This window comes from Bacteroides cellulosilyticus DSM 14838 (assembly GCF_000158035.1).
Classification (GTDB): Bacteria; Bacteroidota; Bacteroidia; order Bacteroidales; family Bacteroidaceae; genus Bacteroides; species Bacteroides cellulosilyticus.
Genome location: NZ_EQ973486.1, coordinates 278,897 through 303,693, shown reverse-complemented (window position 1 = coordinate 303,693; position 24,797 = coordinate 278,897). Strand labels below are relative to the sequence as shown.

Here is a 24,797-nt window from a genome sequence, read left to right as displayed (position 1 = left end):
TCCTAAAAGACAAAGAATGAATAAGAGTAAATTGTTGATTTTTGCCCTGGCACTCCTACCTATAGGAAACATTGCGGCAGAAGAAGTAGATACCCTGAAAATAGTAGATGTTGAAGAGGTTCTCATTATTGCAGCACCTAAAGAAAACCGTAAGTTGCGCGAGCTACCCAATGCCGTCACCTTACTTTCGCAACAAGACATGCAAGCTGCACAAGTGAACTCCATAAAGAACCTGACAGCACTGGTCCCGAATATATTTATTCCTGATTACGGTTCGCGACTGACATCTGCCGTCTACATTCGTGGTATCGGTTCTCGCATCAATACTCCCTCCGTAGGCCTCTATGTTGACAATATACCTTATATAGATAAATCCGCATTCGATTTCAATTATTCCGACATCGAGCGTATTGATGTGCTGCGCGGTCCGCAGGGTACATTGTACGGACGAAATGCGATGGGTGGACTTATTAAAGTACATACCAAATCTCCTTTCTCTTATCAAGGTACTGACTTCCGGATAGGGGCAGGTACACACAATCAATACAATACTTCCGTCACTCACTATCACCGGATGAATGAGCGCTTTGCATTCTCGGCTGGAGGATTTTATGAATACGAAGGCGGTTTCTTCCGCAATGCAGCGCTCAACAATAAAAAGGTAGATAAAGGGCAGTCTGCCGGTGGACGTATCCGCGCCATCTACTTGCCCAGCGACAATTGGAAGCTCGACTTTAATGTAAGTTATGAATATGGTGACCAGGGCGGTTACCCGTATGGACTCTACAATAAAGAAACCGGAGATGTAGCCAAAACGGCTTACAATGATGAAAGTAGCTATTACCGCAACCTGTTGAATGCCGGACTTAATGTAGAGTACCAGGCACAGAATTTCACACTCAGTGCCGTAACCGGATATCAACATCTAAAGGATCGTATGTTTCTGGATCAGGATTTCACAGCTAAAAACACCTATACCCTCGAACAGAAGCAGCGCATCAACACCATCAGTGAAGAAATCGTAATGAAGAGCAAGGAAAGCCACCGCTGGCAATGGGCTACAGGCATTTTCGGTTTCTACCAATGGCTAAATACTACTGCACCGGTCACATTCAAAGAAGATGGTATGGCGATGATGGATCAGATGTTGGGAAACTTCATCCCTGCACTGGTTGAGGTACCGATGGGCCCCGGAAGAAATATGAACATCATGCCCGCACTGAAAGTAACCAGCGCCCGCCTGCCCATCAATGGAGACTTCAAGACACCGCTTCTGAACGGAGCTCTGTTCCACCAATCCACATTCAGAGATTTATTCGGTATCGATGGAGTATCATTCACCGCTGGCCTTCGACTGGACTATGAGAAAATGAAGATGGATTATAACTCCGGTACAGCAATGGACTACACCATAGGTATTACGGGCCAGATGATGATGAACGGAGCGCCCACAGGAAAGCCCATTTCCATGATGCCGGAAACAGCACTGACCGTCACCTCACGGTATCAAGGCTCCATCAGCAAGGATTATCTGCAACTATTGCCAAAGTTCGCCCTGCAATATGACTTCCCGAAGAACCTCGGAAATGTATACGCCACCGTCAGCAAAGGATATCGTTCGGGAGGATACAACATCCAGATGTTCTCCGACCTGTTGCAAGCGAGTCTGAAGAACGATATGATGAGGCTGACCAAAGATGAAATCATGTCCCAGGTTCCCGAAAACCTTAAAGATATGGTGAACTTTATACCCGATGCCGGCGAAAACCCGGATGCCCGGGCTGCCACCGTATATAAACCGGAACAAACCTGGAACTATGAAATAGGTACTCACCTAAACCTTTTCCAAAACCGTCTGCGTGCCGATGCCGCCCTGTTCTGGCTTGAAACGCGCGACCAGCAGATTTCCCGCTTCGCCCAGAGCGGACTTGGACGCGAGACGGTAAATGCAGGAAAGAGCCGCAGCCTGGGAGCAGAAATATCTCTGATGGGTGCAGTTACCACTAACTTTACCTTGACTGCAAGCTACGGTTATACTTATGCCACATTCAAAGATTACATAACAACCAACAGTAAATTAGAAGAAATAAGTTACAACGGCAACTATGTTCCTTTCGTTCCGAAGCACACCCTGAGCCTGGGCGGACAATACATTTTCCGCATCAACCCGGGACATTGGTTGGACCGTATTCAACTTAATGCCAACTACACTGGTGCAGGACGTATCTATTGGACCGAGCAGAATGATATCAGCCAAGCTTTCTACGGCACATTGAACGGACGCCTCAGCCTGCAAAAAGGCAACGGACAGATTGACTTCTGGGTTCGCAATGCACTGGATAAAGACTACGCTGCTTTCTACTTTGAAAGCATGGGCAACGGATTCATGCAGAAAGGCCGCCCCATACAGGCGGGAATCGAACTACGTTGCAGGTTCTGATAGAGATCATTACTTCCGTCCCCATACATCTCCCTAACCCGTTATGCAAAAGATGGCATCTTTTGTCGCAAAAGGTGGCATCTCTAACATCAAAAGATGGCATCTTTCGCAGCAAAAGATGCCATCTTTTACATTACATCTAAGCAGGAAAGAGGGGAAAAGTAAGTATCATAAGCATGAAAGGGTTAAGAGAACTTGCTACACCCTATTATTCATTGATAGCACCACAGCTTGGGCAAGGCCCTTTTTCTTTTAATTTCTGTCCGCAACGCCCGCAACGATAGCGGTAAATGACAAGTGTAGCACACATTCGCTTTAGGAAAAGCCCAAGGAAAACAACAAGGAAAATATAGCCGATATAGATTTGTGTAGTCAGTATAAAGAAGAAATAACAGAAGATACAACAAGATGCCAATCCCAACAGATAAAATACGGCAGCGGCAGGAGTCAACTGACGGAACAAGTCATCGAGTACTGCCAGCAGTACAATGATAAACAACCAGATGCTCAGCAAAAAGACCGAGAGAATAAACGGCACCTTGAAAGGTGAAAGCGTAGGATTAAAATAGAAATGTTCCCACGTTTCGGGCACAAAAACTTGCATCGTCTCATACACCGTAGCACTGAATGCCATCAACAGGCAGAGCAAAAGCGGATATACACTATCAATATCATTGAAATAAACAATCTTCAACTGCTTCCGACGGAACAAACGGAACACCCAGGCACCGACAAACAAGGCGAAAATAATCACGAAGTAAGAAGCATGCGTATCACTGAACAAGTAAATGAATTGTGAGATACTGTCCGTAGGTACAAAAGCTTGCATCATTTCCCGCTCCCCGATCCAGCCTTGTATCTCCTGGGAATGAGCCAGTTTTACCCAAACACTGTCCACACTATCAGCAGAATGAATGGCAAATTCGGCCACTACTACACGGTCTCCTCTATACAGAGTATTGTAGCAATCCTTCACCGGCAGACAGGCAAGCACCACGGAATCCTGCACCACTTCCAGATTCGTATTCAACGTATAATGCCGGTCGTAAAGGTAGGTCAGAGAGTCGCGGGTTTTATCACTGATACCTTCATCATCCAGATTGGGACGGGAGTAACGGCAGGAAACCAGACTGATAATAATCGCTATCACCACAGAGTAACACAGAGTTGCACGGAGTCTTTTCTGATATTTAAGAAACTCAGTGTTACTCTGTACCGCTCTGTGGTGATAACGAATATGTTCTCTCTTATTCCGCATATACTTTCATCTGACAATTCTTACAATCAAACTCCAAGCGGAAGCGCTTACCATCAGTTCCTTGCAAATAATAAGGCTCCCGATAAGGTGAACGTCCCTTCTGATAAGTAGGGCACCAACCCATACTATAACGCAAACAATGCTTGCAGAACATTAAAACAGCACCCGGTACAGATTGTTTCTCATAAGCCGGAGCTACGGTAGCAATGCCGTGATCGGTATAGAAAGAGGCGGCACGGGTATTCATTACATTACCGAGGTACGTTAATGAAGTAGCGGAAGCTGTTGTCTTAGAAGAAGTTCCCGACAAAGGGAAAGCATGAGTTGTAGGTTTCCAGACTGCCACTTCCTGCCGATAATTAATACGGCGAACGGTAACCAGCTTGTCTACGGCTTGACGGCGCCAATCGGCTACTACGGAAGCGGGAAGAAACCAGTTATCTGAAAAGCGGATTTCTATGGCGGAATTTGTTTCAGGCGAACGATTATCCGCTAATATGCCGGCTTCAAAAGGAGTATTTCCCAATTTACTGAGTTGAGTACGCAGATTATCTGCCTGCGGGGTACGGGCAGGTTCTTTCTGATGAGGGAAAGAAAGTGTAACGCTATTATCATCCTCATCCGTGACAGTCAGAGCAAAGCCGAAGGCAGTATCTGCCAAAAGCAAGGATACGGAAATCTTTCGTTCGGAAGACTTACGTGCCAGCAACTTCTCAAACTCCTGGTCATAGTTACGGTAAAGCACAGTACGCGGACGGATACAAGGCATCTCACCTGCCGGATAGAGTTTATTTCCATCTACACGGTTGATACGGAAGCCTTGCAGGCGTCCTTGCCCATCGATATAACAAACACCGTCACCGTTGTTGAATGATTTCAATCCGGCTACTGTGAGGTAGTTTCCGCGTTGTTCCTTCATGGTGCCCATCTCTTCACCGAGGGATTTCGGAGTATCGAAAGAGAAGATTTCTTCACTGCGTCCGTGCAGGAAATAATGCGTAAATCCACGACTAAAACTTTTATCTAACTGGGGACGGAATGTATAATTACAAGTACCGGAAGAGGCCCGGGCGTATTCTTTACGGCGTGTAAAGATAGCATCCAGCTTTTGGCGGTAAGCAGCCGTAACATTCTTTACGTAAGAAACATCTTTCAGACGGCCTTCTATCTTGAGCGAAGTGGCACCTGCATCAAGTAACTCTTCCAGAATATCACTCTGATTCAAATCTTTGAGAGATAGCAAATGCTTATCACGTACAATTACTTTTCCGTCGGCATCCACCAGACTGAAAGGCAAACGACAGAATTGTGCACATTCTCCCCGGTTGGCACTACGTCCGAAACGAGCCTGGCTGACATAACATTGCCCGCTATAACTAACGCAAAGTGCTCCATGTACAAATACTTCCAACGGCACTTCCGGACAAGCTTTATGAATATGGCTGATTTCCTGAAGGGAAAGCTCACGTGCCAATACTACTTGCCGGAAACCAGCTTCTGCAAGGAAACGTACTTTCTCCGGTGTACGGTTATCCATTTGCGTACTGGCGTGCAAGGGAATAGGCGGCAGGTTTAAGCGAGTGATTCCCATGTCTTGCACAATGAGGGCATCTACTCCCGCACGATACAAATCCCAAATCATTTTCTCCGTCTCTGCCAGTTCTTCTTCTTTTAAGATAGTATTGACAGTCACATAAATCCGGGCATTATATAAATGGGCATGAGCCACCAAAGCAGCTATATCTTCCAACGAATTGCCGGCTGCTGCACGTGCGCCAAACTTAGGTGCACCGATATACACTGCATCCGCACCGTGGTTAATAGCTTCAATGCCACATTCCATGTTCTTGGCAGGGGCTAGTAACTCTATCTTCCGTTGCTTTATCATATCGTTTTAGTTACAAGTTACAGGCTACAAGCTACGAGTGATACGCTATACACCGCAAGGTCTTGTCACTCGTAGCCCGTAGCTTGTAGCTACTTTATATCGTTAATATTATACGGAGTTTCCTGATAAACGAAATAGTTCAACCAATTAGAGAACAGCAGATTGGCATGGGCACGCCAACGTACCATCACTCCTTTATCCGGATCATTATCCACATAATAATTACGAGGTATTTCAATAGGTAGACCTTTATCTACATCCCTGCGATATTCCGTATCCAGCGTCAGTGGAGAGTATTCCGAATGTCCGGTAACAAAGAACTCACGTCCACCACGTGCTACCACTAGGTGTACGCCTGCATCTTCCGATTCCGAAAGTAAAGTAAGTTCCGGCACTTTCAAGATATCTTCTTTCCGTACTTCCGTATGACGGCTATGGGGTACATAGAACATATCATCGAAACCACGGAAAATAGCGTGTAACGGATCTAAAGGACGATGCTCGAATATGCCGAACATTTTCTTATCCAACGCATACTTGGGTACTCCATAATGATGATAAAGTCCGGCCTGTGCAGCCCAACATATATAAAGGGTGGACGTAACATGCGTACGCGCCCAATCGAATATTTCCATTATTTCATCCCAGTAAGTCACCTCTTCGAAATCCAATTGTTCTACAGGAGCACCGGTGATAATCATACCGTCGTACTTCTCGCCACGCATCTTTTCAAAGTCAGTATAGAATGTCTGCATGTGTTCTACAGGCGTATTCTTTGATGTATGACTCTTGATTTTCATGAACGAGATTTCCACTTGAAGCGGTGTATTGGAGAGCAAACGCACAAGATCTGTCTCCGTGGTAATCTTCAAAGGCATCAAGTTCAGGATAACGATGCGCAACGGACGGATGTCCTGTTGCGTGGCGCGGGAGTTGTCAATAACAAATATGTTCTCTTCTTTCAGCAACTCTATCGCCGGCAGCTTATCAGGTAAATTTAATGGCATAAGTTATCAGATTATCTTTAATTTAGAGTACAAAGGTACTGATAATTTTGAAATCTCCCGCGAAAGAATGAAAATGTAGGGACAAAAGCTATTCATTTATTCACTTCATACAAAGGAAGATAAAAATACTTTTAACAGAAACTAGTTTATTCTTTCAGATATTTAGATTATTATTTTACCTTTGTCAACCAACAGAGTTAATGAACATTGAAAAACATTAAGATGGAATAGAACTGGAATTCAAGCGTGAATTCAATTAATTAGCATCCCAAAGCCACAGACTTTCTTATACCAATTATGGTCCTTACCCACCTCAGATATTCCGATGCTTTAATTAACAGATAGAGCTACGTACTAACTAGAAATACAACAATTGTATTTCATAAAATAGCAGCAAATGAGCAAAACAACTATTAAAAGTAACAGATTGATTTCTGTTTTATTATGTTCTCTTTTTCTACCTATTTCTTCTTGTGTCAATAAGTTAGATTCAGAGACTTCTCCAGGAACTACCCCTATCACATTTTCAACAAAGATCAATAAAACGAGTACACGAGTGACAAATACAACCTTCGAGAAAGGAGATAAAGTGGGATTATACGCAATGCTATCCTCCACTTCTATTGCAGAAGAAAGGTATATCAACAATTTGCAGTTAGAATGTACAGGAAGTAGTACGCTTATCCCCCAAAAAACAGTTTTCTATCCGGTAGGAGATGCAACTCTTGACTTTATCAGTTATTCCCCTTACCTACCAACAGAGATATCTGCCAATTCTTCCATTATTCCAATCTCTATACAGTCAGATCAAAGCAATCCTATTAAACGTTCACAATCAGATTTTCTAATCGCAACACAGTCAAAAGTGGCAAGTAGTGAAAAAGCTGTTGAACTGAAGTTCTATCATAAATTAGTCAAATTCAACATAACACTTACCCCCAAAGGAGATGAAACTGTTGAAAGTTTACTAAGTGCTAATCCACGAATCATTGCTACCGGATTCTATAATAAAGCCGACTATAATTTGACCACAGGGGAATTTACAAATCATAAAGAAGAAACAGATATTATTCCTTACGGAACATGGAGTATAAAAAACGGGAAACTCATAGGAAAAGAGATTATCATTATTCCTCAAGACATAAAATCCGATATACAATCATTCGTCATGGACTGGAACGGACAACTATACACATGCCCAATGCCGGAATTAACAATGACAGAAAATACACAATGTGACCTGGACATAGCAGCCATGCAGACTACCAGTCATATATTGACAGGAATAACCGGCAACATAGAAGACTGGACATCTGTTGAAGGTAAGGAAACAGATAATAGCGGTAAAACTACAGCAATACATATTGCCGCATTATCTTTTACCCAATCAAATGTTTATAAAGTATATAGTAGCGGTAAACCTATTGTAGAAATTTGCAAAGAGTATCTTAGGTCAGATAATATTAGTTCACAAGCAATCACTATTTATCCTATCGGAACCGATGAACAAAGCGACCTTACTAATGGAACTGTACTACAACTATTAGATGATGAAAGAGAGATCAATGGAGGAAAAATAAGTTGGAATACAGAAGATAATTCGTTTACATATACTACAGGTACTTCTGGAAAAATTGATAAATTCTATCTGAATGAATCAGGAATAATCACATTAATAAAACCCGAAAAGCCTTTGGATATAAATGTTATACGACATACGATTAGAGATATCAGGAATGGAACTTTAAAAGAATATCCTATAGTAAAAATAGGCATACAATATTGGATGCAGAAAGACTTGTGCGCAACTACATACAGAAATGGCACTCCTCTTACTAAACAAGTAGAATTAGGCAAGGGAGCGGGTTATTTTAAACCCGAAAAAGATGAAATATACTTCTATAATGGAGAAGCTATATTAGCTGGTAACTTAGCTCCAGAAGGATGGAAAATACCTAATAACGGAAATTGGGATTCACTAAGGCAGTATATCAAGAATGATATTTCTGTTTTAAAAACAGGAGATTGGATACCATTTAAGGCGGGAGATATCGTATCCCCTGCCACTAATGAGACTGGATTAAGTTTTTATCCTTACGGAGTGTATACAGAAAGTGGAAATAAAACAGCTTTGATAAATGAGTCTGCCGCAGCTTTCTATTGGATAGGAGATGACGTGAATGGATTGACAGAAACCGTTATTTTCATGAAAAGTACATCAAACGATATTAACGACACTGGCAGTAATAAAGTGAAAGATAAAGATTATTATATAGCTGTTCCTATACGTTGTATAAAAGAATAGCCCAACAATAAAAGCATATCTCATTTCTTTTTCGTATTTTTGTTCCCAATGTACAAATAAGTTTTGTTCACCGAACAAAGACAACGAAAAAGAAATGAGAATTATCGACCTGATACACAGCAACGAGAAGACAGCTTTCTCTTTTGAAATACTGCCACCGCTGAAAGGCACAGGCATCGAAAAGCTGTACGACACCATAGATACTTTACGGGAATTTGACCCGAAATACATCAATATCACCACACATCGCAGCGAATATGTGTATAAAGATCTGGGAAACGGTTTGTTTCAGCGCAATCGCTTGCGCCGCCGCCCAGGGACTGTTGCCGTAGCTGCCGCTATCCAAAACAAATATAATATTACTGTAGTTCCGCATCTTCTTTGCAGTGGTTTCACCCGCGAAGAAACGGAATATGTACTGCTCGATCTGCAATTCCTGGGTATTACCGACTTACTGGTGTTACGTGGGGATAAAGCAAAACATGAGTCCGTCTTCACTCCCGAAGGCGATGGTTACCACCATGCCATTGAATTGCAAGAACAGATCAATAACTTCAATAAAGGTATTTTCGTAGATGGCTCGGAAATGAAAGTGACCAATACACCATTTTCCTATGGCGTGGCATGTTATCCCGAAAAACACGAAGAAGCTCCCAATATTGACACTGATATCTACTGGCTGAAAAAGAAAATGGAAGCCGGTGCAGAATATGCAGTCACACAGCTTTTCTATGATAACCAGAAATACTTCGACTTCGTAGAACGTGCCCGGAAAGCCGGAGTTACCATTCCCATCATTCCAGGTATCAAACCGTTCAAGAAAATATCTCAAATCAGCATGATACCCAAGACATTCAAAGTGGACTTGCCCGAAGAACTGGCATACGAAGCGATGAAATGCAAAACGGATGAAGAAGCCAAACAAGTAGGCATCGAATGGTGTGTTAAGCAATGTAAGGAATTAGTGGAACATGGAGTACCTAGTATTCACTTCTACTCCATCGGTGCAGTGGACAGTATAAAAGAAGTTGCAAAACTGGTATACTAGGGGAAGTTGAAAGTTGAGAATGGAAAGTTGAGAGTTGGAGTAATCTAATTGGTAATTAGTAATTGATAATTAAATTATATATAATATCGTGTTTTTCAAAGAGGTAATAGGACAAGAAGCAGCCAAACTGCGACTCCGGCAGGAAGTGCAAGAGGGGCGTATTCCTCATGCTCAGCTCTTCTGCGGTCCATCGGGAGTGGGAAAACTTCCGTTGGCAATGGCTTATGCCCGTTACATCTGTTGCCCAAACCGTACAGATACAGACGCCTGTGGTACTTGTCCCTCCTGCGTAAAGTGGAATAAGCTGGTACATCCGGATGTACATTTCGTCTTTCCCATCGTAAAAAAAGGAAAGAAAGAAGTGTGCGATGATTATATAGCTGACTGGCGCCATCTGGTGCTGAACAGCCCTTATTTCAGTCTAAACCACTGGCTAAATGAGATGGATGCTGAAAACGGGCAAGCCATCATCTATGCAAAGGAGAGTGACGAGATAGTGCGCAAGCTCAGTCTGAAATCAAGCGAAGGTGGCTACAAGGTTACTATCGTCTGGCTACCGGAGAAAATGCACGTAGTTTGTGCCAATAAGTTATTGAAACTTCTGGAAGAGCCTCCCGAAAAGACAGTATTCCTATTGATATCCGAAACTCCGGACATGATACTGCCAACAATCCTGAGCCGTACGCAACGTTTCAACATCCGTAAAATAGAAGAAACGGATATTGCCAACGCCTTGCAACAGAAATACGGCGTACGTCCTAATGATAGTTTCACCTTGGCGCATCTTGCCAACGGTGACTTTATCAAAGCATTGGAAACCATCCACCTAAACGAAGAAAATGAACTGTTCTTTGAACTCTTTGTCAGCCTCATGCGTCTTTCCTATCAACGGAAGATACGTGAAATGAAACAATGGAGTGAGCAGCTGGCAGGCATGGGACGTGAACGACAGAAGAACTTTCTGACATACGCCCAGCGTATGATACGCGAGAATTTCATCTATAACCTGCATTGCAAAGAGATGAGTTACATGACTTTACCCGAACAAAACTTTGCGACCCGCTTCGCCCCTTTTATCAACGAACGGAATGTAATGGGAATGATGGATGAATTGAGCGAAGCGCAGATACATATTGAGCAAAATGTAAATGCAAGGATGGTCTTTTTTGATTTTTCATTGAAAATGATAGTTCTACTGAAACAGTAGAAATCAGATATATAGTAGTAATCTCAATCATAAATAAAAAAATGGATTTTAAACTACATAACGGAAGCGGAAGTCTCTGCTGCAAAAGTTGCGGCAGGCAAGACAAGCAACTGAACACCTACGACTGGCTGGCCGATATTCCCGGAAACGGAGAAGAAAGCGATCTGGTAGAAGTTCAGTTCAAGAATACCCGCAAAGGATATTTCCGCAATAGCAACCATATACCTCTTGAAAAGGGCGACATCGTGGCCGTAGAAGCAACACCGGGACATGACATCGGTGTGGTGACCCTAACCGGACGCCTTGTTCCGCTACAAATGAGAAAAGCTAACATCAAGTCTGAGGCTGATATCAAGCGCATCTACCGTAAAGCCAAACAGGTAGATATGGACAAATACAATGAAGCCAAAGGACGCGAACATAACACCATGATACGCGCCCGACAGATTGCCCTCAACCTGAATCTCAACATGAAAATCGGTGATGTGGAATATCAGGGAGACGGTAACAAAGCTATTTTCTATTATATTGCCGATGAGCGTGTAGACTTCCGCCAGCTGATCAAGGTATTGGCAGATGCTTTCCATGTCCGCATTGAAATGAAGCAAATTGGCGCACGTCAGGAAGCCGGACGAATTGGTGGTATCGGCCCTTGTGGACGCGAGCTCTGCTGTGCCACCTGGATGACCTCTTTCGTGTCAGTATCCACAAGTGCCGCCCGTTATCAGGATATTTCTCTCAATCCGCAAAAACTGGCAGGACAATGTGCCAAACTGAAATGCTGTCTCAACTATGAAGTGGACTGCTATGTAGAAGCTCAGAAACGTCTTCCTTCCAGGGAGATCGAGTTGGAAACCAAAGACGGTACTTTCTATTTCTTCAAGGCAGATATTCTAAGCAATCAGATAACCTACTCTACCGACAAGAACATTCCTGCCAATCTGGTAACAATCAGTGGTAAGCGTGCATTTGAAATCATCGGTATGAACAAACGGGGTACTAAGCCAGAAAGTCTTGTAGAAGAAGCACGCCAAGTGGAACCCAAGAAGCCGATAGATTTGTTGGAACAGGAAAGCTTAACCCGCTTTGACCGTAGTCGTAAAGGTAAAAATGGCGGAGAAAATAACGGTGGCGGGAATGGAAACAGCGGTAATAACAACCGCAAGAAAAAGAAAAAAGGAAATCCGAATCAACCTGGAGATCAACAATCCAGACCACGCCCACAAGGTGAACCACGCCCACAAGGTACTCCCAGACCACAAGGCGAGCAACCAAGGCAACAGGGGAACCAACCCAGACAACAAGGCGATCAGGTCAGACGCAACAAGCAAAAAAATCGTGAACGAGGAGATGGACAACGTGTTGATAGAGGTCCCAGACCCAACAATCCACCCAGACCACAAGGAGAGAAACCAGCCGGAAATGAAAAACCAGCCCAAGAATAAAACATCTCTCCTGAAGAGTTTAATACTGCTGTTCATCGCAAGCCTCTACACAGCCTGCGATGAACAGACTGTATATCATTCTTTTCAATCCCTGCCAACGGAAGGCTGGCAGCGGAATGACACACTATTCTTCAATGTTTCGGTTGCAGACTCCGTTACACTCTACAATGTATCCGTAGAAGTAAGAAACCGGAACAATTATCCATATCAGAATTTGCCCTTACTCATCTACTACGACAGCCCGGAAGTCCCAAATATCAAGCGGGATACATTGGAGCTGCGACTTGCTGACAATGCAGGTATTTGGTTAGGAGATGGCTGGGGTGGGTTATATCAATCAACTCTCCCAGCAGGTTTCATCCGTATTGGAAAAGCCGGGGAATACCGCTTCAAAATTATACACCTTCTACCGGACGAAGTTCTTCCCGGTATCAATGATGTAGGAATCAAATTAAAACGCTGACAGTCTCTTTTTACGTCCTGCATCAATCCGCAGGAAGATGAACAGCAAGATGGTGAATCCCCAAAGCGAAGAACCGCCATAACTAAAGAATGGCAACGGAATACCAATCACAGGTGTCAATCCCAGCACCATGCCTACATTAATAAATAAGTGGAACAGGAATATACTAACGACCGAGTACCCATAGACTCGACCAAAAGTAGACGGTTGCCGCTCCGCCACAGCAATCAGACGGAGTATTAATATAAGAAATAAGAGTAGCACGGCAGTAGAACCTATAAATCCTTCTTCTTCACCTACCGTACAGAAAATAAAGTCCGTATCTTGTTCGGGTACATATTTCAGCTTAGTCTGAGTACCGTTTAGGAATCCCTTTCCTGTCAGGCCACCGGAACCGATAGCTATCTTCGACTGGTTGACATTGTATCCGGCACCAGCCAGATCTTCTTCCATGCCTAATACCACCTTGATACGTATCTGCTGGTGAGGCTCCAATACTTTATTAAAGAAGTAATCACTGGAATATAAGAAACCGATAGAACCGATAGCAAACATACCTATCAGGAAATAACTAAGATGACGCTCACTTAACGAAAGGAAAATAAGGTACCCAACTACCAGCATACACAGTCCCCATTGCACCCAAACCAAATTAAACGGAGTCACATATTCCGATATAAAATAAGCGATTAACAACACTCCAATGGTAACTAACAATATATTGCGTACCGGTTCCCATTTCTTCTTATAAACCCACACCATTCCTGCCGCAGACAGCAAGACCATCGAAAGTACTGCAAACTCCCCTATCGGCGTCGGCGTATCGGCAATAAACACCTGATCAAAACGAATACCTACCACAAAGTAAACTACCGCGCACACTCCGGAAAACAGTACCACACCCGGCATCCCCTCCCGATACAGAACCAAAAAGAAAGCAGTATATACCAACGCTGAGCCAGTCTCCCGCTGCAAGATAATAAGTATCATCGGGAACAAAATAAGGAAAACCATCATCAAGATATTCTTCCAGTTCTTCATGGTGAACGAATAGGAATTCATATACTTGGCAAGAGCCAGCGCCGTAGCAAACTTGGCGAACTCCGCCGGCTGCAAACTTACCGGCCCCATGACCAGCCACGACCTCGATCCCTTCGTATCAGGGGCTATAAAGATAGTGACCACAAGTAATATGGCAAGTCCTATATAAATCAGATAGGCAAACATATCATAAACGCTGTCTTCAAGCATCAACAACACAAATCCCAATCCGAAAGAGCAAATGATCCAAACCAGTTGCTTACCTGCACGAGTGGAGAAATCCCAGAAGTCGCGGTCACCATAATCATAGCTTGCCCCGCAAACGCTAAACCAACCGAATGCAATCAGAATCAAGTAAACACAGATCGTTACCCAATCCAGTGATTTCCATATACTATCTCTCCTCGTCACCATACATTATCACACGATTACTCATTTCTTCCGCTCTTTCCTCGCTGGCAGGCGAAAGTTTTCCATTCAAATACTGTTCCATCATTAAAGCACCATAAGGTACTCCATAGGTTGCACCCCAACCACCATTCTCCACATAAACGGCAATAGCGATCTTCGGCTTGTCCATCGGGGCAAAACCTATAAATGCAGAATGGTCATGTCCGCGATTCTGTGCCGTACCCGTCTTTCCACAGACTTCTACACCCGGCAGTATGGTTCCGGCTATACGGCAAGTAGCACTTCCGGTAACTCCCGTAACAGCCGCCCGCATACCTTCTACAATTTCTTCATAATAAGAACGATCAATAGAAGTGTAACGACGCTCCCGATAGGTACTATCCAATTCTGCATCCTGAATATCCTTCACAATATGCGGAGTCACAAAATAACCACGATTGGCAATGGTGGCCGCTAAGTTTGCCATTTGCAAAGGTGTACTTAAAACTTCACCCTGACCGATAGAAATACTGATTACCGTCAATCCATTCCATGATCCACGATAGGCCTTATCATAAACACCTGCATTAGGAATAAATCCACGTTTCTCACCCGGCAAATCCGTTCCCAGCTTATAACCAAATCCTTGAGAAACCATGTGATCTTTCCATACAGTAAGCGCATTCTGTGGTGAACCGTATTTCTTATCACCAAACATGCGATAAAGCCCCCAACAAAAATAAGCATTACACGAAGTGGCAATAGCAGGTATCAGCGGAAGAGGTGATCCATGCCCGTGGCATCCCACACGCAGACCTCCATAAATGAATCCGTGAGAACAAGGAAACGATGTGGATGGCTGTATAATACCTTCCTGTAAGAATGTCAGCGCCTGCGCTGTTTTGAAAGTAGACCCCGGAGGATAGACACCCATAATAGCACGATTCAGCAAAGGTTTCTGTTTATCTCTCTGCAGCATATTATGATTTTTACCACGTTGGCGGCCAATCATCAAGTGCGGATCAAAGTTCGGAGCAGACACCAGACAAAGGATCTCCCCCGTTTCCGGCTCAATAGCCACAATTGCACCGATTTTATTTTTCATCAGACGCTCACCTAACATCTGCAAATCAATATCCAACCCTAATTTCAGGTTCTTACCAGGTATGGATGGGCGATCTAGTTTCCCATCCATATAGTGGCCCTGAATACGTCCGTGCGCATCACGAAGCAAAACCTCTACTCCTTTTTCGCCACGCAGGTATTTCTCGTATGACTTTTCTATACCTTGCTTACCCACATAATCACCGCGAATGTAATAGTCGTCAGCCTCAATATCTCTCATTGAAACCTCACCGATATCTCCCAAAGCATGTCCGGCAGAATTATAAGTGTATTGCCGGATAGTACGTCTCTGAATATAAAAACCCGGGAATTTAAAGAGTTTTTCCTGGAATACACCGCACTCTTCCGCCGAGAGCTGCGTCATAAAAACCTGATGCGTATATCTGGAATAACCGGGATTCATCCAGCGGTTCTTCACATCTTTCATTCGCTTCAGCAGCTGTTCTTTCGTAATATTCAGTGTGCGGCAAAAATCGAGAGTATCCAGTTCCGTCACCTCTCGCGGCACGAATGTGATATCATACGCAGGTTGATTGAACACCAGTAATTTTCCATTGCGGTCATAAATAGCACCGCGCGAAGGATACTGGATTTTATTAAGGAAAGCGTTACTATCTGCATTCTTCTTGTAAGTATCAGTCATGATCTGCAACACAAAAAGACGCATGATATAAATGATAACAATCACAATTGCTACCCCACCTATCACAAATTTCCGCTTTTCGAGTGTATAATCTTTTGCCATCTTACTTCTTCTTCACTCCTTCTATAGCCATGATACAGGTTATAGTCAGCAACGCACTTGCCACAATTCTCAGCAGCAACGTTCCGATATGGGCGAACGAAAAGAATTCTATGGTAAGTAATATTGCATGATGAATAAAAACGCTAACAACCAAATACTTCAGGAAAGGTATAATTCCCATCGATTTTATCGAAGGAACTATATTCTCAAACGCATCCCGCGGCACAAACAGGCGTAGGAATGTAGGACGCAGAAAAGCCAGTGCCACCGTAGCTGCAGCATTCATACCCGGCGTATCCGAAAAGATATCCACCGTCAGTCCCAGAAAAAACGCCCACAACATCAAAGTATTCCGTGGTGTTTCCGACTCAAATTTCAGTATGAGATAAATATATAGAAAAGGAGTGGCATATCCGGCAATATGCACATTATTCAGTATCAGTACCTGCAATAGTACCAAACCGATAAACCAACCTATTTTATGCAGATAATTGAGAACCAATTTGATTTACAATTTACAATTTACGATTTACAATTGGGGCTACTCCCCTACCATTTATCACTCCTATCCCTCTATCACCTTATCACTCCATCACTTCCCTTCTTCCTTCTCCAGCATCTTCTGCTCCTCTTGTCCGGTACGGGCAATCACCCGAACGTTGCTCACCTTTCCGAAATCCGTGGCCAGTTTTATCTTCAACAGATAAGAGAGACCGTCGTGAGAATCAGACATATCATCCACCGTTCCCACCATGATGCCTGCAGGAAATACTGTAGAATACCCACTTGTCACCACCGTATCACCCAGATTAAACTCTGCATGGCGAGGTAAATCTTTCAGATAAGCATAACGAGAGTCTCCATATTCCCACTTTAAATAACCGAAATATTCACTGCCCACAATCTTGCAACTGATGCTCGATTTACTGTTCAGCAATGGAATAACGGTAGAGTAATGCGGAGAAGTCTTATAGACAATGCCCACTACTCCGTTGGCATCTACCACTCCCATTTCCGGACGGATACCCGCAGAGGTTCCTTCATCAAGGGTGATATAGTTATCCACCCGGTTCAGACTATTCTTGATGACATTCGCTTTGAAAATATGGTATTCGTCCGGTTCGAGCCGTTCCAGGCTATACAACCGAACAGAGTCCATTCCTTTATTTTTCAGCGTTTTCTCCAGAAAAGCCACCCGCTGCTCCAACCACATATTACGGTCGAGCAAGTCTTCATTGACAGATTTCAGATGGAAATAAGAAGTAATAGTTCCCGAAACATCGTAAACTTTCCCCGCCACACTGTTGGCAGATGTGAAGAACACACTCTGCTGATAGTAGTTGAAACGAAACAATAAAACAAAACTGGCTGCCTCTAACAGTAGAAAGAGGAACCAGTAGTTGTATTTAATAAGAAAGTTCAGTAAATTTCGCATATGGCTTTATCATCTCATCAGGAATGAGAAACGATCCACATTCTTCAGCGCCACACCCGTACCTTTGGCAACAGCATGCAGGGGATCCTCAGCAATATGGAACGGAATGTTAATCTTATCAGTCAAACGCTTATCGAGTCCGCGGAGCAATGCACCACCACCTGCCAGATAAATACCATTGTGCACGATATCGGCATACAGTTCGGGAGGTGTATTTTCCAACGCGTTCAAGATAGCGGTTTCAATCTTCGAGATTGATTTCTCCAGACAGTGCGCTACTTCCTGATAGCATACAGGCACTTCCATAGGCAGAGCCGTGATACGGTTCGGTCCGTGAACGATATAATCTTCGGGGGCGTCTTCACCAAGTTCAGTCAGGGCTGCACCCGCATTGATCTTAATACGTTCGGCCATACGCTCGCTGACCTTCACATTGTGCTGACGGCTCATATACTCCTGAATGTCCGCAGTAAAGTCATCACCCGCTATGCGGATGGAATTATTGGCTACGATGCCACCCAAGGAGATAACGGCAATTTCCGTAGAACCACCACCTATATCTACAATCATGTTTCCTTCCGGAGCTTCCACATCGATACCGATACCGATAGCGGCAGCCATAGGTTCGAAAATCAGGTAGACGTCACGTCCGCCGGCATGCTCGGCAGAGTCGCGCACGGCACGCAGCTCCACTTCAGTACTACCCGAGGGGACACCGATAACCATACGGAGCGAAGGAGAGAACAGACGGTTGCGATTATTCACCATCTTTATCAAACCGCGTATCATCTGCTCGCAAGCATAGAAATCGGCAATTACACCGTCGCGAAGCGGACGGATGGTACGTATGTTTTCATGGGTCTTTTCGTGCATCATCTTTGCCTTATCACCCACGGCAATCATCTTATCGGTGCGACGGTCGAGAGCTACCACCGAAGGCTCATCCACCACAATCTTACCATTGGTTGTAATAATGGTATTGGCGGTACCAAGGTCCATCGCTATTTCTTGTGTAAAAGAGAATAATCCCATGCGAATATTTATGATTTATGAATTATGATTTATAATTTATGGATGATAATGAGGGCGCTTACAACTCTTGCTGTTCAGCGGTCATAACTCATAAATTATAAATCATAAATCTAATTAGTGTTTGAAATGACGAATTCCTGTGGTCACCATCGCGATGCCATGTTCGTTGCAATAGTCGAACGAAAGCTGATCCTTGATGGAACCACCCGGTTGAATAACTGCGGTCACACCTTCATTTCCGGCAATCTCCACACAGTCGGGGAAGGGGAAGAAAGCGTCGGATGCCATCACGGCACCTTTCAGGTCGAAGCCGAAGTTCTTGGCTTTTTCGATGGCCTGCTTCAAAGCATCCACACGTGAAGTCTGTCCCACACCGCTTGCCAGCAATTGCTTGCCTTTAGCCAGTACAATAGCGTTGGACTTACTGTTCTTCACAATCTTGTTAGCAAAGAGCATGTCTTCTATTTCCTGTGCGGTAGGTGCTTTCGTGGTTGCAGTTTTCAAATCTTCAGGCTTCTCGATGTTCAGGTCGCGGTCCTGTACCAACACACCATTCAAGAGAGAACGGAACTGCTTCTTAGGCAGTGCGGCAGGCTTGCGAACCAGAATAATACGGTTTTTCTTCTGTCCCAAGATTTCCAATGCGTCTACATCGTAATCAGGAGCGATAATTACCTCAAAGAAGATTTTATTGATTTCCTCAGCAGCGTCCTTATCGATCACTCCGTTTGTGATGAGCACACCACCAAAAGCGGAAACCGGGTCACCGGCCAATGCATCATTCCATGCTTCGAGCACCGTGGGGCGTGAAGCCAGACCGCAAGCATTGTTATGCTTCAATACGGCAAACGTAGTCTCCTCAAATTCATCGATCAGGTCAACGGCTGCATTGATATCGAGCAGGTTGTTGTAAGAGATTTCCTTTCCGTGAATCTGGTCGAACATAGCTTCCAGATTTCCGTAGAAGTGACCCTTCTGATGCGGGTTCTCGCCGTAGCGCAAAGTCTTCTGATTATTGGCAGAGCAACGGAATGCAGAACCTTCTTCGCCATCGAAGTAGTTGAAGATGGCTGAATCGTAATGGGAAGAAACGGAAAACGCCTCTTTGGCAAACCAACGGCGTTCTTCCAGCGAAGTGGTAGCTCCATGTTCCATCAGCATATCGCGGAACGGCTGGTATTGTGCCTGAGAAGCGATGATAACCACATCATTGTAATTCTTGGCAGCTGCACGGATCAGTGAGATACCGCCTATATCTATTTTCTCGATAATAGTCGGCTCGTCGGCACCGGAAGCTACGGTAGCTTCAAACGGATACAAATCAACGATAACGAGGTCTATTTCGGGAATTTCATATTTTTCTATCTGTTGCATATCCTGTTCCAGTCCGCGACGGCAGAGAATACCACCGAACACTTTCGGATGCAGGGTCTTCACACGTCCACCCAGGATAGAGGGATACGTGGTCAAGTCTTCCACTGCTTTACAGGGATACCCCAGTGATTCTATAAACTGACGAGTTCCGCCTGTTGACAGAAACTCAACTCCTTCTTCATGCAGTTTGGTGATGATTTCGTCCAAACCTTCCTTATGATAAACCGATACTAAAGCGGTTTTAATTCTTTTTGTTTCAGACATGGAATTGCGTATATAAGTATTTGATGCGCAAAGGTACTAAAAATGTTTATTTGCACACATACTCAAACACAATAAATTAGGTATAATTAAAAAAGGCAGCAATCCTGTTTAGGATTTACTGCCTTAGTTCATAATCTTCCGCTCTGATGAGCTTGTTTATTTCAGGTAATGAAATAATTTGTTTCCCCGCATGAAACTATTACCAGATAGAGATGCGTTCTTCTACCGGTACATACATCGGATCTTTCTCCGTAATGCCAAATGCATCATACCATGCAGCAATGTGCGGCAACGCAGCGTCTACACGCCATTTGCCCAAAGAGTGTACATCGATCTTCGTCAATTGCAGGATGGCTTCGGGACGGGTATTGTTAGCCCAAACATTGGCATAAGCCAGGAAGAAGCGTTGTTCGGGAGTGAAACCGTCTTTTACTTCCAGCGGAGCGGCAGCGGTAGCCTTCTTGAATGCCTGATAAGATACTTGCAAGCCTCCGTGGTCGGCAATGTTCTCACCCAGTGTCATACGACCGTTGGCATGTACCCCCGGTGCAACTTCGATGCTGTCAAAGAAAGCAACCATTACATCGGCACGTTTCTCGAAGTTCTTAGCATCTTCTTCCGTCCACCAGTCTTTCAGATTACCGTCTTTGTCGTACTGGCGACCTTGGTCGTCGAAGCCGTGTGTCATCTCATGACCGATTACAACACCGATTGCACCATAATTGAAGGCATCGTCAGCATTCATATCGAAGAACGGATATTGCAGGATACCGGCAGGGAAACAGATTTCGTTCGTTGTCGGGTTGTAATAAGCGTTTACGGTCTGCGGAGTCATCAACCACTCGTCCTTGTCTACCGGTTTGCCGGCTTTGGCAACCATTTCGGCATAGTTCCACAGGTTGGCACGCTTGATATTGTTCCAGTAAGAGTCGTCCTTGATCTCCAACGTTGAGTAGTCTTTCCACTTATCAGGATAACCGATCTTCACGTGGAAAGTAGCCAGTTTTTCCTGTGCTTTCAGCTTGGTTTCGTCGCTCATCCAGGCAAGGTTGTTGATGCGTTCGCCCAGGCTGGTCTGAAGGTTCTTCACCAAAGATATCATACGTTCCTTGGCAGCGGCAGGGAAGTATTTCTCTACATACATTTGTCCCACGGCTTCACCCAGTGCGGAGCTCACTACAGAAACGGCAGTCTTCCAGCGGGGTTGCATTTCCTGCGTTCCAGACATGGTGCGTTCGTAGAAGTCAAAGTTCTGCTGAGCCATCTCGTCATTCAATGCGCTGGCGGCAGAGTCAATCAACTTCCATTGCAGGTAAAGGACTTGCTGATCAACAGGTAAGGTGTTAAGGATGTTAGCAGCTTCAGCTACCGAAGCAGGCTGGCCGACAATGATTTCTTTCACATCTGTCAGTCCAAGACCTGAAAGGTAAGCGTCCCAGTTGAAAGTAGGATAATTCTTCTTCACCTCTTCCATGCTCATCTTATTGTAGTTAGCATGCGGGTCACGCAGTTCGGTACGAGAACGGAAAGCTTTGGCAAGACGGGTTTCCACGTCCATAACCACTTCCATACCTTTCTTGGCAGTAGCCTCATCGAAACCTGCCAACTGATACATTTTCTGTACATGAGTACGGAATGCATCACGGATAGCGGTAGTAGAAGGATCAGTAGCCAGATAGTAATCGCGTTCGCCCATGCTCAAGCCGCTTTGATAAAGCTGCACGGCGTTCTCGTTACTGTTCATTTCGTCGGCAGCTACATAGAGGCCGAGGTAAGCACCGATGCCCTGTTTACGCAGATCGGCGAGCAAAGCATAAACAGCTTCTTTATCTTTCAGGGAAGCAATCTGTTCCAAGTCGGCTTTGATAGGAGCAACACCTTCTTTGTTCAGCTTCACGCTGTCCATAACAATCTTGTAGAGGTCGCCTACCTTTTGCGCTACACTACCTGCTTCGTGCTGAGTGGCAGCCAGTTCTTCAATCAAACCTTGTATCTGCTTACGGTTATTCTCGGCAAGTTCTGTAAAAGAACCGTACTGTGAATACTCAGGTGAAAGTGGATGACTTTCAATCCAACCGCCACAGGCGTACTGATAGAAACTACTCCCCGGAAGGGCAGTTGTGTCAAGATTGGCAAGCTGGATACCGGCTGTCATTTCAGCCTTCTGCTTGCCCGTACCACATCCCACCATCATAAGGCAAGCTGCGGCTAAAGGTAAATAATGAGTTACTTTCATAAGATATAAAATAATGTTATAAGTTTTATTGTTCTTTCCGAACTGCTTCCAGTTCGGTAGAGACGGCATCCCACTCTTCCATCACAGAGTCGAGTTGTTGTTTCAGTTTCTGATGCTGCTCGTAAAGGGCCATATCCGAAGCTCCCTCAGGAGTTGCCATTCGGGCTTCGAGAATGGCGATGGCAGACTCGGTCTGCTCTATCTCCGATTCACAGTCAGCAACGCGACGTTCCAGTTTTTTGAGCTTCTTGTTCAGTTCCTTCTGCTCTTCATAGGAAAGCTTGGCACCGGAAGATTGAGTGGTGGTATCCGCATTCTCTTTTCCACCGGAAGGTGAGGTAGAAAGTGCGGGGGCTTTCTGTAATTCGTTCAGGCTTTCTATCTGCTTCTTTTGCAGGAAGTCGTAGATGCCACCGAGGTGTTCTTTTACAATTCCACCACCGAACTCATATACTTTAGTCGCAAGTCCGTCCAAGAAATCACGGTCGTGGCTTACTAAAATGACTGTACCGTCAAATTCGCGAATGGCATCTTTCAGTACATCCTTCGAACGCATATCGAGGTGGTTAGTTGGTTCGTCCAGTATCAGGAAATTCACAGGTTCCAGCAGGAGTTTGATCATTGCAAGGCGGGTACGTTCTCCACCAGACAGCACTTTCACCTTTTTATCAGAAGCTTCACCGCCGAACATGAAGGCACCAAGGATATCGCGTATCTTCAGGCGGATATCGCCTACGGCTACGCGGTCGATGGTATCAAATACCGTTAAACTTTCATCCAAGAGTTGTGCCTGGTTCTGAGCGAAGTAACCGATCTGTACATTATGACCAAGGGTGAGCTTACCGGTATAATCGGTTATTTCTCCCATGATACACTTTACCAGGGTGGATTTACCTTCACCATTCTTACCTACGAACGCCACTTTCTCACCACGGTTTATGGTCAGGTTGACATCGTGGAAGATGACATGGTCGCCATAGGCCTTCCGGACATCCTCACAGATGACAGGGTAACTTCCGCTACGGCTGCTGCAAGCAAACTTCAGGCGCAATGCAGAGTTGTCTTCCTCGTCTACCTCGATGCGTTCTATCTTTTCCAGTTGTTTGATGCGGCTCTGCACCTGCACAGCTTTCGTGGCTTTATAGCGGAAACGCTCGATAAAGGCTTCCGTATCTTCTATCTGTTTTTGCTGATTCTCATAGGCACGGAGTTGCTGTTCGCGACGTTCCTTCCGCAGTACGACGAATTCGTCATACTTCACTTTGTAGTCGTAAATCTGTCCGCAAGTGATTTCAATGGTGCGCGTGGTGACGTTATTGAGAAATGCACGGTCATGACTCACCAATACCACGGCATTGGCACGTGTGGAAAGGAAGTTTTCAAGCCATTGGATACTCTCAATATCCAGGTGGTTGGTAGGTTCGTCGAGCAATAGCACATCGGGACGGCGAAGCAGGAGTTTGGCAAGTTCGATACGCATACGCCAACCACCGGAGAACTCACTGGTGGAGCGGTCGAAGTCTTCGCGGCTGAAACCTAATCCTTGCAAGGTTCGTTCTATTTCAGCACGGAAGTTGGTGCCGCCCATCATCAGGAAACGTTCGTTCTCATGAGTGAAACGGTCGATGAGTTTATGGTATTCTTCGCTGTCATAATCGGTGCGTTCGGCAAGTTGCTGGTTCATGCGTTCAATGTCTGCTTGCATTTCGAAGATGTGTTCGAAAGCCAGTTCCGCCTCTTGCATCACGGTACGCTTATCACTGAGAATCATCACCTGTGGCAGGTAACCGATAGTACATTCGCGGGGAATGGCAACGACGCCGGAAGTGGGCTGCTGTAGTCCGGCCAATATCTTGAGCATGGTAGACTTACCCGCACCATTCTTGCCCACCAGGGCGATGCGGTCTTTTTTGTTGATTACGTAAGAGACGTCTTCGAACAGAGGGGTTGCATTAAATTCTACTTTCAGTCCTTCTACTGATATCATAGTGTCAATGAATTTATCGTTCAGGGCTGCAAAGGTAACGATTTCCAGCGGGATATGACATCGTAAACCTATATTATTGTAACTCGTTGGCGGAATTCATTCATTTA

17 protein-coding genes are annotated in these 24,797 nt (G+C 44.6%); 6 read left to right on the top strand and 11 right to left on the bottom strand.

The features are described 5' to 3' along the window. The first annotated feature begins 16 nt into the window (after window positions 1–16). Window positions 17–2,440, top strand: coding sequence for a TonB-dependent receptor (locus BACCELL_RS01175; RefSeq protein ID WP_081450786.1), 2,424 nt, complete (start codon window positions 17–19; stop codon window positions 2,438–2,440). A 208-nt stretch (window positions 2,441–2,648) separates the two neighbouring features. Here BACCELL_RS01175 and BACCELL_RS01170 read toward each other — a convergent pair whose 3' ends face one another. From BACCELL_RS01170 to metA, 3 genes are all read right to left on the bottom strand, one after another. Beyond that, a complete protein-coding gene (locus BACCELL_RS01170) occupies window positions 2,649–3,698 on the bottom strand; it encodes an FmdB family zinc ribbon protein (RefSeq protein WP_007209650.1) in 1,050 nt (349 codons plus the stop codon). After that, window positions 3,688–5,586, bottom strand: a complete 1,899-nt coding sequence (locus BACCELL_RS01165; RefSeq protein ID WP_007209649.1) for a peptidase U32 family protein — start codon at window positions 5,584–5,586, stop codon at window positions 3,688–3,690. The genes BACCELL_RS01170 and BACCELL_RS01165 overlap by 11 nt, the downstream gene beginning before the upstream one ends. A gap of 89 nt (window positions 5,587–5,675) precedes the next feature. Next, window positions 5,676–6,593 carry a homoserine O-acetyltransferase MetA gene (gene metA / locus BACCELL_RS01160; protein ID WP_007209648.1) on the bottom strand — a complete coding sequence of 306 codons (918 nt, stop codon included), beginning with the start codon at window positions 6,591–6,593 and terminating at the stop codon, window positions 5,676–5,678. Window positions 6,594–6,990: 397 nt separating this feature from the next. Between metA and BACCELL_RS01155 the strand changes: the two genes are divergently transcribed. The 5 genes from BACCELL_RS01155 to BACCELL_RS01135 all read left to right on the top strand — a co-directional run bounded on the left by BACCELL_RS01155 (window position 6,991) and on the right by BACCELL_RS01135 (window position 13,061). Further along, window positions 6,991–8,898, top strand: coding sequence for a fimbrillin family protein (locus tag BACCELL_RS01155; protein WP_044153136.1), 1,908 nt, complete (start codon window positions 6,991–6,993; stop codon window positions 8,896–8,898). A 94-nt stretch (window positions 8,899–8,992) separates the two neighbouring features. Beyond that, on the top strand, window positions 8,993–9,946 hold the full coding sequence (gene metF, locus BACCELL_RS01150; RefSeq protein ID WP_007209645.1) for a methylenetetrahydrofolate reductase [NAD(P)H]: 954 nt from the start codon (window positions 8,993–8,995) through the stop codon (window positions 9,944–9,946). An 88-nt stretch (window positions 9,947–10,034) separates the two neighbouring features. Further along, on the top strand, window positions 10,035–11,153 hold the full coding sequence (locus BACCELL_RS01145; RefSeq protein WP_007209644.1) for a DNA polymerase III subunit: 1,119 nt from the start codon (window positions 10,035–10,037) through the stop codon (window positions 11,151–11,153). A 41-nt stretch (window positions 11,154–11,194) separates the two neighbouring features. Next, window positions 11,195–12,598 carry a regulatory iron-sulfur-containing complex subunit RicT gene (gene ricT, locus BACCELL_RS01140; protein WP_007209643.1) on the top strand — a complete coding sequence of 468 codons (1,404 nt, stop codon included), beginning with the start codon at window positions 11,195–11,197 and terminating at the stop codon, window positions 12,596–12,598. Further along, window positions 12,576–13,061, top strand: coding sequence for a gliding motility lipoprotein GldH (locus BACCELL_RS01135; protein ID WP_007209642.1), 486 nt, complete (start codon window positions 12,576–12,578; stop codon window positions 13,059–13,061). Before ricT ends, BACCELL_RS01135 begins: the two co-directional genes overlap by 23 nt. Here BACCELL_RS01135 and rodA read toward each other — a convergent pair. From rodA to BACCELL_RS01095, 8 genes are all read right to left on the bottom strand, one after another. Continuing rightward, window positions 13,050–14,516 (bottom strand): rod shape-determining protein RodA, encoded by a 1,467-nt coding sequence (gene rodA / locus BACCELL_RS01130; protein ID WP_007209641.1) that lies wholly within the window; start codon window positions 14,514–14,516, stop codon window positions 13,050–13,052. The genes BACCELL_RS01135 and rodA overlap by 12 nt on opposite strands. After that, the gene (gene mrdA / locus BACCELL_RS01125; RefSeq protein WP_007209640.1) at window positions 14,497–16,362 is read right to left on the bottom strand and encodes a penicillin-binding protein 2; all 1,866 of its coding nucleotides are present in this window, start codon (window positions 16,360–16,362) and stop codon (window positions 14,497–14,499) included. The genes rodA and mrdA overlap by 20 nt, the downstream gene beginning before the upstream one ends. 1 nt (window position 16,363) lies before the next feature. Continuing rightward, window positions 16,364–16,864: a rod shape-determining protein MreD gene (mreD, locus tag BACCELL_RS01120; protein WP_007209639.1), complete on the bottom strand. Its 501-nt coding sequence runs from the start codon at window positions 16,862–16,864 to the stop codon at window positions 16,364–16,366. A gap of 90 nt (window positions 16,865–16,954) precedes the next feature. Further along, window positions 16,955–17,797 carry a rod shape-determining protein MreC gene (gene mreC / locus BACCELL_RS01115; protein ID WP_007209638.1) on the bottom strand — a complete coding sequence of 281 codons (843 nt, stop codon included), beginning with the start codon at window positions 17,795–17,797 and terminating at the stop codon, window positions 16,955–16,957. Window positions 17,798–17,806: 9 nt separating this feature from the next. Beyond that, window positions 17,807–18,829 (bottom strand): rod shape-determining protein, encoded by a 1,023-nt coding sequence (locus BACCELL_RS01110; protein ID WP_007209637.1) that lies wholly within the window; start codon window positions 18,827–18,829, stop codon window positions 17,807–17,809. A 114-nt stretch (window positions 18,830–18,943) separates the two neighbouring features. Then, window positions 18,944–20,467 (bottom strand): bifunctional phosphoribosylaminoimidazolecarboxamide formyltransferase/IMP cyclohydrolase, encoded by a 1,524-nt coding sequence (gene purH, locus BACCELL_RS01105; RefSeq protein ID WP_007209636.1) that lies wholly within the window; start codon window positions 20,465–20,467, stop codon window positions 18,944–18,946. A gap of 199 nt (window positions 20,468–20,666) precedes the next feature. Then, complete coding sequence (locus BACCELL_RS01100) at window positions 20,667–22,703, bottom strand: M13 family metallopeptidase (protein WP_007219707.1); 2,037 nt, start codon at window positions 22,701–22,703, stop codon at window positions 20,667–20,669. Window positions 22,704–22,728: 25 nt separating this feature from the next. Beyond that, complete coding sequence (locus tag BACCELL_RS01095) at window positions 22,729–24,690, bottom strand: ABC-F family ATP-binding cassette domain-containing protein (RefSeq protein ID WP_007209634.1); 1,962 nt, start codon at window positions 24,688–24,690, stop codon at window positions 22,729–22,731. Window positions 24,691–24,797 lie beyond the last annotated feature (107 nt).